Here is a 12,150-nt window from a genome sequence, read left to right as displayed (position 1 = left end):
CGTTGCGTCCCCTCGGCGTGTCAACGTGTCGGGGCCGACACGCCGTATCCGCCGTTCCAGGCCGTCCGCACCGTCCGCACCGTCCGCGCCACGGCGCCGGCGCTCAACGAAGCGGCGGCGCGGCATCCCCCGGCGGCGCGCCCAGCTCCGGCTGCCGCGCGCCCTCCTCCGGCTGCCGCGCGCCGGGCCGACCTGCGCCGGGCCGACCCGCGCCCGGCTGCCTCGTCGCCGCCCGTCCTTCCTCCGCCCGCTCCTCCTCCTGCCACCGGGCCCCCTGCTCGGGCCGTTCCGCGAGGTGGGCCAGGAGGTGCAGCCGCTCGTACGACGCGGTTCCCGGCTGTGCGTGGTACGTGACCAGCATCTGCCCGGGCGCCTCCGGCAGCGCCAGCTTCTCGTAGTGCAGGTCGAGGTCACCCACCTGCGGATGCCGCAGCAGCGTGACCCCGCTGGCCTTGACGCGGACGTCCTGCCGGGCCCAGAGCGTGCGGAACCGCTCGCTGCGCAGGCTCAACTCGCCGATCAGCTCCAGCACACGAGGGTCGTCCACCCCCGCGACCATGGAGCGCAGGTGGGCGACGGTCTTCGCGGTCATGGTCTCCCAGTCGCGGTAGTACGCGCGCATCCCCGGTTCGAGGAACGCGGCGCGCAGCGTGCCGACACCGGGCGCGAAGTACGGGTTGAGCGCGACGGCCAGCGGGTTGGCCGCCAGCGTCGTCAGGGAGCGGCCGACCACCGTGGCGGGCGTGGTGGTCCACTGGTCGATCAGCGCGCGCAGGCCCGGGCCGACCCGCTCCGGCCGGGTGGGTCGGCGCCGCGCCGCCGGTGGCCGCGGCCGGGCGAGCGTACGCAGGTACCCCTCCGCGTCGGCGTCCAGCCGCAGCGCGCGGGCCAGGCTGTCGAGCACCTGGTCCGACGGGCGCTGGTCGCGGCCCTGCTCCAGCCGCAGGTAGTACTCGACGCTGATCCCGGCGAGCAGCGCGACCTCCTCGCGCCGCAGCCCCGGCACCCGGCGCCTGGTTCCCGGCGGCAGCTCGACGTCCTGCGGACGCAGCCGCTCGCGGCGCGCCCGGAGGTACGCGCCCAGCTCACCCACCGTGTCCATGGGGCCCAGCGTACGGCGGGACGCGCCGCTCATCCTGTCCCTGGCGTTACCAGGGTCCGCGGGGTCTTACTGTCCGTGACGGGCGGCCGCATCATCGACGGTGCCGGCGGGCGGGCGTCCGCCGGAGATCCGGGAAGACGGGAGCGGACGGCATGAGCGGCGAACTGGTACTGGTCACGGGCGGCTCGGGATTCGTGGGCGCGCACTGCGTGGTGCGGCTGCTGGAGGCGGGCCACCGGGTACGGGCCACGGTCCGCTCCCCGGCGCGCGAGGCGGACGTGCGCGCCATGGTGGCGGCCGGCCGCACCGAGGCACGCGCGGCGGCGGGCGGCGCGGCGGACCGTACGACCCCGGACCGTACGACCCCGAACGGGACGGTCCTGGACGGCTCGGACGGCACCCTGACCTTCGCCGTCGCCGACCTCGGCGCCGACGAGGGCTGGGCCGAGGCCGTCGCGGGGTGCGCGTACGTCCTGCACGTCGCCTCGCCCTTCCCGGCCGGCGAGCCCGCCCACGAGGACGACCTGGTCGTCCCGGCCCGCGACGGCGCCCTGCGGGTGCTGCGGGCGGCGCGCGACGCGGGGGTCCGTCGTGTGGTGCTCACCTCGTCCTTCGGCGCGATCGGCTACGGCCACCCGCCGACCGACGCGCCCTTCACGGAGGAGACCTGGACCGACGTCGAGGGCCCGGGCGTCGGCGCGTACGTGAAGTCCAAGACGCTGGCCGAGCGCGCCGCCTGGGAGTTCGCCGCGACGCAGGGGGGCGGGACGGAACTCGCGGTGGTCAACCCGGTGGGCGTCTTCGGCCCGGTCCTCGGGCCCGACTACTCCGCCTCGGTCGGCCTGGTCCGGCAACTGCTGGACGGCGGGATGACGGCGGTGCCCCGGACGTACTTCGCGGTGGTGGACGTCCGCGACGTCGCCGACCTCCACCTGCGGGCGATGACCGACCCGGCCGCGGCCGGTGAGCGGTTCGTGGCGGCGGCCGGGGACGTGACGTCCCTGCGCGACGTCGCGGTGCTGCTCAAGGAGCGGTTGGGCGCGGCCGGGGCGCGGGTGCCGACGGAGGAGGTCTCGCAGGGGGCCGGCCCGGCGGACGCGGACCCGGCGGGCCAGGCGGCCGCGCGCCCGGTCCCGATCCGCCGCACGAGCGCGGCGAAGGCCGGACGGCTGCTGGGCTGGGCGCCCCGGCCGGGCGAGGAGGCCGTGCTCGCGACGGCGGAGAGCCTGCTGCGGCTCGACCGGCGTTAGGGCCTGTCCGGCGGATCCTGCCGGGCTCACGGCGGGGAGCCGCCGGACCGGCCCGGGAGCAGGCCCGGACCGCCGAGGCGTCCCGGCTGCCGGGCCTGCGGCTCCACCTCCTCCCCGGCCGCGCGATATCGACTGGCACCCGTGCCCCCGGATCAGGCACGATGCGCGGGTTCTGCCCCCGCCGGGGGCCTGTACGGCCGAGGAGTCGCATGAGCCTGCGCCATCACGAGATCGCGGAGTCCGGGCACCGCATCCTGAACCCCATCACGGACGAGAAGCTGATGCTCCTCGGCGAGGTCTGCCGCCTGAAGGAGGGGCAGCGGCAGCTCGACCTGGCGTGCGGGAAGGGGGAGATGCTGACCCGCTGGGCGGAGCGGTACGGCACCGGGGGCGTCGGGGTCGACCTGAGCGAGGTGTTCCTGACGGCGGCCCGGCTGCGGGCCGCGGAGCTGGGGGTGGCCGAGCGGGTGGACTTCGTACGCGGCGACGCGGGGGCGTACGAGGCGGAGCCGGCGGCGTTCGACGTCGTGTCCTGCGTGGGGGCGACGTGGATCGGCGGCGGGCTCGGCGGCACCGTCGACCTGCTGCGGCGGGCGCTGCGGCCGGGCGGGCTGATGCTGGTCGGCGAGCCGTACCTGACCGAGCCGGCGCCCAAGGAGGCGTTCGAGGCGATGGGGTTCGAGCCGGAGGACTTCACCTCGCTGGTGGGCACGCTGGACCGGTTCGAGGCCGCCGGCACGGAGCTGGTGGAGATGGTGCTGGCCGACGGGGACAGCTGGGACCGCTACGTCGCCGAGCAGTGGTTCGCGATCTCGGACTGGCTGCGGGCGGTGCCGGCGGACCACCGGGACGCGGCGGACATGCGCGAGTTCCTGGCCCACAGCCGGCGTACCCATCTGGAGTACCAGCGCCGCTACCTGGGGTGGGGCGTGTTCGTGCTGCGGGCCGTGTGACGGCGGCGGCCCCGCGGGTCCGGGCGATGTGCGCACGTATCGTCGTGTTCACGCCAAATGGAGCGCCGGAGAAAACGAAAAGCTGACGTATGTTCATCTTCCGGGGAGTCCGTACCGGCGGTAACCTCCGCGCACCGGTATCCGGAAGGAGCAGACATGCCGCTACGGACCCCACGACGGATCGGCACGCGCGTCGGCAGGCGGATCGGCACCCTGAGAACCGCGGCCGCCGCCGCGCTGCTGGCCCTCGGCGCCACCCTGTTGGCGCCGGGCGCGATGGCCGCGCACGCCGCGGACCCCACCACCGACTACTGCGGCGGGCAGTGCTCGGACATCCTGCCGCCCGGCGAGAACGGCAACGCCACCCTCGCCGACATCCTCGCCAACAAGGCGTTCGGTACGCGCCCGGCCCACACGACCGACCAGCTCGGGCCGTACTCCTCGCTCGCGACCGGGTACCAGAACCTGACGGACGCGACGCTGAGCAACTTCTTCAACTCGTCCTCGTTCGGGGTGCCCTCGAACCAGGTCGCCTCGGTGGTCAGCCCGCGCTCCGACGTCACGATCACCCGCGACAAGGCCACCGGGGTGCCGCACATCAAGGGCACCACGCGGGACGGCACCGAGTTCGGGGCGGGATACGCCGCCGCGCAGGACCGGTTGTGGCTGATGGACCTCTTCCGGCACGTCGGCCGGGGGGAGTTGTCGTCGTTCGCCGGCGGCGCGGCGGCCAACCGCGGCCTGGAGCAGGAGTTCTGGCAGCAGGCGCCCTACACCGAGGCCGACCTCCAGGCCCAGGTCGACTGGCTCAGCAACAACAGCGGTGACCGCGGCAGGCAGGCGCTCGCGGACGCGCAGGACTACATCGACGGCATCAACGCCTACATCACCGCGGCGAAGAGCGGCCGGTACTTCCCCGGCGAGTACGACCTGACCGGGCACGTGAACGCCATCACCAACGCCGGGGACATCGAGCCGTTCCAGCTCACCGACCTGATCGCGCTCGCCTCGGTGATCGGCGCGCTCTTCGGCACCGGCGGCGGGGGAGAGGTGCAGTCGGCGCTGTCGCTGCTGGCCGCCCAGCAGAAGTACGGCGTGCAGGACGGCACGAACGTGTGGGAGTCGTTCCGGGAGCGGGACGACCCGGAGGCCACCTCGACCGTGCACGACGGCAGTTCGTTCCCGTACGCGGGCAAGCCGGCCAGCGCGCAGGGCGAGGCGCTGCCCGACCCCGGCTCGGTGGTGCCGGAGCCGCTGGTCTACGACGCGACCGGCGGGGCGACCCAGTCGACCACCAAGAGCCCGGGGGTGCTGCCCTCGAACATGTTCTCCGACCCCCGCAAGGGCATGTCCAACGCGCTGGTGGTGAGCGGCGCGCACACCGCCAGCGGCCACCCGGTCGCCGTGTTCGGCCCGCAGACCGGCTACTTCGCACCGCAGTTGCTGATGCTCCAGGAGCTCCAGGGCCCGGGTATCAGCGCACGCGGCGCGTCGTTCGCGGGGCTGGGCATGTACGTCGAACTCGGCCGCGGCCAGGACTACGCGTGGAGCGCCACCTCCGCCTCGCAGGACGTGACCGACACCTACGCGGTCCAGCTCTGCCAGGACGACACGCACTACATCCTGCACGGTAGCTGCGTGCCGATGGAGAAGCTGGAGCGCACCAACTCCTGGACGCCGACGCTCGCGGACTCCACCCCCGCCGGGTCGTACCGGATGCAGGTGTGGCGGACGGCGTACGGGCCGGTGATCTACCGGGCCACGGTCGGCGGAAAACCGGTCGCCTACACGCAGTTGCGCAGTTCGTACATGCACGAGGCGGACTCGATCATCGGCTTCCAGGAGCTGAACGACCCGGGGTTCGTGCACGACGCGGCGTCGTTCCAGAAGGCGGCGCAGGACATCAACTACACCTTCAACTGGTTCTACGCCGACTCCCGGCAGACCGCGTACTACAACAGCGGCACCAACCCGGTGCGGGCGGCCGGGGTGGACGCGTCCTTCCCGGTGTGGGGGACCGGCGCCTACGACTGGCAGGGCTGGGACCCGACCCACAACACGGCGACCTACACGCCGCCTTCGCAGCACCCGCAGTCCGTCGACCAGGACTACTACATCAGTTGGAACAACAAGCAGGCCCCCGGCTACACCTCGGCGGGCTTCGGCAACGGCTCGGTGCACCGGGCCGACCTGCTGGAGGACCGGGTCAAGGCGCTGGTCCAGGCCGGCGGGGTGACCCGGGCGTCGCTGGTCAAGGCGATGTCGAGCGCGTCGCTGACCGACCTGCGCGGTGAGGACGTTCTGCCCGAACTGCTCCAGGTGATCAAGAGCGCGCCGGTGACCGACAGCCAGGAGGCCGCCGCCGTCCAGCAGTTGACCACGTGGCTGGCGGACGGCACCAAGCGCACCGAGACCTCGGCCGGTTCGCACACGTACGCCGACGCGGACGCGGTGCGGACCATGGACGCGTGGTGGCCGCTGCTGGTGCAGGGCGAGTTCCAGACGGGGCTCGGCACCGACCTGTACAACGCGCTGGCGGCGGACCTGACCATCGACGAGTCGCCGTCGGCCGGGCACGGGCCGACCGGCTCGCACGCGGGCAGTTCCTTCCAGTACGGCTGGTGGTCGTACGTCGACAAGGACCTGCGCAAGGTGCTCGGGCAGAGCGTGCAGGGGCCGTTGGCGCACACCTACTGCGGCGGCGGGCAGCTCTCGGCCTGCCGGAACATCCTGCTGTCCACGTTGAAGCAGGCGGCCGCCACCCCGGCGACCACCGTCTACCCGGGCGACGACGGCGGCTGCGCGGCCGGCGACCAGTGGTGCGCCGACTCGATCGTGCAGCGGCCGCTCGGCGGCATCACCGACGACCGGATCAGCTGGCAGAACCGCCCCACCTACCAGCAGGTGGTGGAGTTCCCCTCGCACCGCTGAGCACGCTGAGCACGCTGAGCACGCTGAGCACGCTGAGCACGCCGAGCACGTTGATCGCGTTGGATGTCCTGAACGCGCCGGACGTGCTCAGCGCGCCTGAACGCGCCGGACGCGCCGGACACGTGAGGCGCCGCTCGGCGGCGCCGACCGTACGGCGTGGGGCCGGGTCCCGGACGGGGCCCGGCCCTGCCGCGTCCGCCCTTCCGCAGCGGTGACCGACCGCTTAGTATGCAGAAGGTCGCACCGTCGAGTCGAAGGAGACACGTCGTGGTCGTGGAAGCGCTGAGCGGCGCCCGGGTGGTCGTCACGGGGGCCGGGGGCGGGATCGGGGCCGCACTCGCCCGGCGGTTCGCGGCCGAGGGCGCCCGGGTGGCGGTCAACGACCTCGACGCCGACGCCGCCCGCGCGACCGCCGCCGAGATCGACGCGGCGGTGGTGCCCGGCGACGCCTCCGGCGTGGTGCCGGCCGCGCGGACCGCGCTCGGCGGCACCATCGACGTGTTCTGCGCCAACGCGGGCGTCGGCACCGGCGGGGGTCCCGAGGCGGACGAGGACGCCTGGGAACTGGCCTGGGACGTCAACGTGATGAGCCACGTCCGCGCCGCCCGCGACCTGCTGCCGGAGTGGCTGGAGCGCGGCTCCGGCCGCTTCGTGTCCACCGTCTCCGCCGCCGGCCTGCTGACGATGATCGGCGCGGCACCGTACTCCGTGACCAAGCACGGCGCGCTCGCCTTCGCCGAGTGGCTGTCGCTCACCTACCGGCACCGCGGCGTCCGCGCGCACGCGGTCTGCCCGCAGGGGGTGCGCACCGCGATGCTCTCCACCACCGGTCCCGCCGGCGACCTGGTGCTCGCGCCGACCGCCATCGAGCCCGAGGACGTGGCCGACGCGGTGATCGAGGGCATCGCGGCCGAGCGGTTCCTGATCCTGCCGCACCCCGAGGTGGCCGGCTACTACGCCGCCCGCGCCGCGGAACCCGAGCGCTGGCTCGGCGGCATGAACAAGCTCCAGCGCCAGTACGAGCAGCAACTCGCCGCCGCGGAGGAGCGACCGGCGGACGCCGCCGGGGCGGAGAGGGGCGGACGGGCATGACGACCTCCGCGGACCAGCCCTGGCTGAAGCACTTCACGCAGGAGCAGCGCGCCGCGAGCGAGCACCCGCCGTCCGTGCTGCACACCTTCCTCGCCGTCGCCGGGCGCACCCCCGAGCGCCCCGCGCTGCGCTACTTCGACGGCACCCTGGCGTACGGCGAGTTGGACGCCCTCTCCGACGGCCTCGCCCGCCACCTCGCCGAGCGCGGCTTCGCCCCCGGCGACCGCCTCGCGGTCATGCTCCAGAACGTGCCGCAGTTCGTGATCGGCCTGCTCGCCGCGTGGAAGGCGGGCGGCGTCGTGATCCCGGTCAACCCGATGTACAAGAGCGGGGAGTTGGCCCACATCCTGCACGACGCGGGGGCCGCCGCGATCCTGTGCTCGCGCACCGCCTGGGAGGCGTACGTCCGCGACACCGTGGCCGACTCGCCGGTCCGGATCGCGCTGACCGCCGACGAGCACGACCTGCAGACCCGCGACGACGCCCGGGTGCTCGGGCAGCGCCCCCGGCCCGGGACGTCAGAGCTCCCGGCCTCCGACGGTCCCGCCCCCGAGGGCTCCACCCCGGCGGGAACCGCCTCCGACGGCCCCGGCGTGCCGCCGGACGTCCTCGCCGTCGCCCGCGCCCACGCCGGGCCCAGCCCGGTACGCTCCGCCGCGGACCTGCCCGCCGCGGACGACACCGCGCTGGTCAGCTACACCTCCGGCACCAGCGGCCACCCCAAGGGCGCCCTCAACACCCACGGCAACATCTCCTTCAACGCCCACCGCCAGGTCCGCCTCCAGCAACTCCCGGACGACGCGGTGGTGTTCGTGCTGGCACCGCTCTTCCACATCACCGGCATGGTCTGCCAGCTCGCCGCGGCCCTGGCCGGCGGCCACAGCGTGGCGCTCGCCTACCGCTTCGAGCCCGGCGTGGTGCTCGACGCGTTCCGCGAGCACCGCCCGGCCTTCACCGTCGGCCCCTCGACCGCGTTCATGGCGCTGCTCGCCCGGCCCGACGCCGCGCCCGGCGACTTCGCCTCCTTCCGGCATATCGCCTCGGGCGGCGCTCCGCTGCCGCCCGCCGTGGTCGAGTCCTTCCGGACCCGCTCCGGCGGCCGCTACCTCGCCAACGGCTACGGCCTGACGGAGTGCACCGCGCCGTGCGCGAGCGTGCCGCCGGGCCTGGAGGCGCCGGTCGACCCGGAGTCGGGCACCCTCGCGGTCGGCGTGCCCGGCCCCGGCACCATGGTCCGCATCCTCGACGACACGGGCGCCGAGGTGCCGTTCGGGCAGCAGGGCGAGATCGCGGTCAGCGGTCCGATGGTGGTGCCCGGCTACTGGAACAAGCCGGAGGAGACCGCGGCGGGCCTGCCCGGCGGCGAACTGCGCACCGGCGACGTCGGCTTCATGGACGAGGACGGCTGGCTGTACGTCGTCGACCGCAAGAAGGACATGATCAACGCCTCCGGCTTCAAGGTCTGGCCGCGCGAGGTCGAGGACGTCCTCTACACCCATCCGGCCGTCCGCGAGGCCGCCGTCGTGGGGGTGCCCGACGCCTACCGCGGCGAGAGCGTGAAGGCGTACGTCAGTCTCCAGCCGGGCGCCGCCGTCGAGCCGGAGGAACTGGTCGCGTACTGCCGGGAGCGGCTGGCGGCCTTCAAGTACCCGCGGCAGGTCGAGGTGCGCGTCGAGCTGCCCAAGACCACGACCGGAAAGATCCTGCGCCGCGAACTGAGGGCGGCGGCCGGATAGGGTCCGTACCGGCCGGAACGCCGCCGGCCGACCGGACGGCACGAGGAGAGGGCAGCCATGGCACGCAAGGCGACGAGCGGCAGCAGCGGTGGCGGCGGTACGGGACCGGGCACCGCGCGAGCGGGCGCCACCGCACCGGGCACCACCGCACCGGGCGCGACCGCGGCCGTGCCCGAACGGCTGCTCGCCGAGGCCACCCGGCTGTTCGCCGAGCGCGGCTACGACCGCACCTCGGTGCAGGAGATCGTGGAGGCCGCCGGCGTCACCAAGGGCGCCCTCTACCACTACTTCGGCTCCAAGGACGACCTGCTGCACGAGATCTACGGGCGGGTGCTGCGGCTGCAGACCGAACGGCTCGACGCGATCGCGGCCCGCCCGGTCCCCGTCACCGAGCGGATCGCCGAGGCCGCCGCCGACGTCGTCGTCACCAGCATCCAGAACCTCGACGACACGAAGATCTTCTTCCGCTCGATCCACCAGCTCGGTCCGGAGAAGCAGAAGGCGGTGCGCGCCGAGCGCCGCCGCTACCACGAGACGTTCCGCGCGCTCATCGAGGAGGGGCAGCGCGACGGCCTCCTGCGGCCCGAACCCCGCCCCGACCTGGTGGTGGACTACTTCTTCGGCTCGGTGCACCACCTCGGCACCTGGTACCACGCGGACGGCCCGCTCACCGCCGAGCAGGTCGCCGCCGAGTTCTCCGACCTGCTGCTGCACTCGTTGCGGCCGCCCGCGACCCCGGGAGATCCCACGTGAAGGCATGGCGCGTCCACCACAACGGCGAACCGCGCGAGGCGATGCGCCTCGACGAGATACCCACCCCGGCGCCCGGCCCCGGCGAGGTGCTGCTGCGGGTGCGCGCCGCCTGCGTCAACTTCCCCGACGCGCTGCTGTGCCGCGGCCAGTACCAGGTCCGGCCGCCGCTGCCCTTCACCCCCGGCGTCGAGCTGTGCGGTGAGGTCGTCCGCGCCGGCGAGGGCGTGGCCGGGCTCACCCCCGGCGACCGCGTCATCAGCCCGGTCGCCCTGCCCGCGGGGGCGTACGCCGAGTACGCGGTGGTGCCCGCGGCCGGCGTGCTGCCCGCGCCCGAGGCGCTCGACGACGCCGAGGCCGCCGCCCTGCACATCGGCTACCAGACCGGCTGGTTCGGCCTGCACCGCCGCGCCGCGCTGCGCCCCGGCGAGACGCTGCTGGTGCACGCTGCGGCCGGCGGCGTCGGCAGCGCGGCCGTCCAGCTCGGCAAGGCGGCCGGCGCCACCGTCATCGGCGTGGTCGGCGGGCCGGAGAAGGCCGGCGCCGCACGCGAGGCGGGCGCCGACGTGGTCGTGGACCGGCACCGCGAGGACTTCGTGGCCGTGGTCAAGGAGGCCACCGGCGGGCGCGGCGCCGACGTCGTCTACGACCCGGTCGGCGGCGACGCCTACACCCGGTCCACGAAGTGCATCGCCTTCGAAGGGCGCATCGTGGTGGTCGGCTTCACCAGCGGGACGATCCCCGCGCCGGGGCTCAACCACGCGCTCGTGAAGAACTACACGATCCTCGGGCTGCACTGGGGGCTGTACAACACGCAGGACCCGGCGGCCGTCCGGCGGGCCCACGACGAACTCACCGACCTGGCCGCCAAGGGCGCGGTCAAGCCGCTCGTCAGCGAACGCCTTCCCCTCACAGCGGCCGCCGACGCCGTCCAGAGGGTCAGCGACGGCACGACGGTGGGACGGCTCGTCGTCCTTCCGTGAGGTTCCCCCGCGCCCCTGGGCGGGTGCCGCCCCTCGCACGGAGGAAGCCGTCCGAACCCAGGGGCGCGGGGGAACCCGCGCGGCCGGCCCACCGCCGGGGGGACGTCCCCGGACCGGTGTGACGCGCCGCCCCGGGGTCAGGCGTAGCGGCGCAGCTCGCGGCGGGCGAGCGACCGCTTGTGGACCTCGTCCGGGCCGTCGGCCAGCCGCAGGGTCCGGACCGCCGCCCACAGCTCCGCCAGCGGGAAGTCCTGGGACACCCCGCCGGCGCCGTGCAACTGGATCGCGCGGTCCACGATCCTCTGCACCGCGGCCGGCGTGGCGATCTTGATCGCCTGGATCTCGGTGTGGGCGCCCTGGTTGCCGACGGTGTCCATCAGCCACGCCGTCTTCAGCACCAGCAGCCTCAACTGCTCGATCTCCACGCGTGCTTCGGCGATCCACTCCTGCACCACGCCCTGCGCGGCGAGCGGCTTCCCGAAGGCGGTACGGGCGTTCGCGCGCCGGCACATCAACTCCAGCGCCCGCTCGGCCATGCCGATGAGCCGCATGCAGTGGTGGATGCGGCCCGGGCCCAACCGCGCCTGCGCGATGGCGAACCCGCCGCCCTCCTCGCCGACGAGGTTGGCGACCGGCACCCGCACGTCGCGGAAGACGATCTCGGCGTGGCCGCCGTGGTCGCCGTCGTCGTACCCGAACACGCGCATGCCGCGGCGGACGTCGACGCCCGGGGTGTCGCGGGGGACCAGCACCTGGCTCTGCTGGCGGTGCCGCTCGGCCGTCGGATCGGTCTTGCCCATCACGATGAGCACGGCGCACTTCGGGTTCATCGCCCCGGAGATGTACCACTTGCGGCCGTTGATGACGTACGAGTCCCCGTCGCGCTCGATACGCGTCTCGATGTTGGTGGCGTCCGACGACGCGACCTCGGGCTCGGTCATCGCGAACGCCGAGCGGATCTCGCCGGCCAGCAGCGGGTCCAGCCACTCCTTGCGCTGCGCGGGGGTGCCGAACTCGGCGAGCACCTCCATGTTGCCGGTGTCCGGCGCCGCGCAGTTGAGGGCCGGCGGGGCCAGGTGCGGGCTGCGGCCGGTGAGTTCGGCGAGCGGCGCGTACTGGAGGTTGGTCAGCCCCGCGCCGTGTTCACCGGGCAGGAAGAGGTTCCACAGGCCCTGCGAGCGCGCCTCCGCCTTGAGCAGTTCGACGATCGGAGGAGCCGTCCAGCGGTCGTCGCCGACCGCCTGCTCGCGCTGCTGCGCGAACACCGGCTCGGCCGGGAGGACGTGCTCGTCGAGGAACGCCGAGAGCCTGGCGCGCAGTTCCTCGGTCCTGGTGTCGTAGCCGAAGTCCATG

The 12,150-nt window shown here is 74.1% G+C and carries 9 protein-coding genes; 7 read left to right on the top strand and 2 right to left on the bottom strand.

Translation table 11 applies throughout. The features are described 5' to 3' along the window. Positions 1–103 precede the first annotated feature (103 nt). Entirely contained in the window at positions 104–1,102 is a 999-nt protein-coding gene (locus tag RVR_RS06245; RefSeq protein ID WP_202232892.1) for a helix-turn-helix domain-containing protein, read from the bottom strand. Positions 1,103–1,254: 152 nt separating this feature from the next. Between RVR_RS06245 and RVR_RS06240 the strand changes: the two genes are divergently transcribed. The 7 genes from RVR_RS06240 (at position 1,255) to RVR_RS06210 (ending at position 10,797) form a co-directional block, all read left to right on the top strand. Continuing rightward, positions 1,255–2,352, top strand: a complete 1,098-nt coding sequence (locus RVR_RS06240) for an SDR family oxidoreductase (RefSeq protein ID WP_202232891.1) — start codon at positions 1,255–1,257, stop codon at positions 2,350–2,352. Positions 2,353–2,561: 209 nt separating this feature from the next. Continuing rightward, entirely contained in the window at positions 2,562–3,305 is a 744-nt protein-coding gene (locus RVR_RS06235; RefSeq protein WP_202232890.1) for an SAM-dependent methyltransferase, read from the top strand. A 156-nt stretch (positions 3,306–3,461) separates the two neighbouring features. After that, a complete protein-coding gene (locus RVR_RS06230; RefSeq protein WP_202232889.1) occupies positions 3,462–6,236 on the top strand; it encodes a penicillin acylase family protein in 2,775 nt (924 codons plus the stop codon). A 273-nt stretch (positions 6,237–6,509) separates the two neighbouring features. Then, on the top strand, positions 6,510–7,328 hold the full coding sequence (locus RVR_RS06225; protein ID WP_237405248.1) for an SDR family oxidoreductase: 819 nt from the start codon (positions 6,510–6,512) through the stop codon (positions 7,326–7,328). Beyond that, complete coding sequence (locus RVR_RS06220; protein WP_202232887.1) at positions 7,325–9,064, top strand: AMP-binding protein; 1,740 nt, start codon at positions 7,325–7,327, stop codon at positions 9,062–9,064. The genes RVR_RS06225 and RVR_RS06220 overlap by 4 nt, the downstream gene beginning before the upstream one ends. Before the next feature lie 57 nt (positions 9,065–9,121). After that, the gene (locus tag RVR_RS06215) at positions 9,122–9,817 is read left to right on the top strand and encodes a TetR/AcrR family transcriptional regulator (protein WP_202232886.1); all 696 of its coding nucleotides are present in this window, start codon (positions 9,122–9,124) and stop codon (positions 9,815–9,817) included. Beyond that, complete coding sequence (locus RVR_RS06210; protein WP_202232885.1) at positions 9,814–10,797, top strand: NADPH:quinone oxidoreductase family protein; 984 nt, start codon at positions 9,814–9,816, stop codon at positions 10,795–10,797. The genes RVR_RS06215 and RVR_RS06210 overlap by 4 nt, the downstream gene beginning before the upstream one ends. A gap of 137 nt (positions 10,798–10,934) precedes the next feature. Here RVR_RS06210 and RVR_RS06205 read toward each other — a convergent pair whose 3' ends face one another. Beyond that, on the bottom strand, positions 10,935–12,149 hold the full coding sequence (locus RVR_RS06205) for an acyl-CoA dehydrogenase family protein (RefSeq protein WP_202232884.1): 1,215 nt from the start codon (positions 12,147–12,149) through the stop codon (positions 10,935–10,937). Position 12,150: the final 1 nt, after the last annotated feature.

It is taken from the genome of Streptomyces sp. SN-593, from assembly GCF_016756395.1.
GTDB classification, from domain to species: domain Bacteria; phylum Actinomycetota; class Actinomycetes; order Streptomycetales; family Streptomycetaceae; genus Actinacidiphila; species Actinacidiphila reveromycinica.
This window is presented reverse-complemented; position numbering and strand designations above follow the sequence as displayed.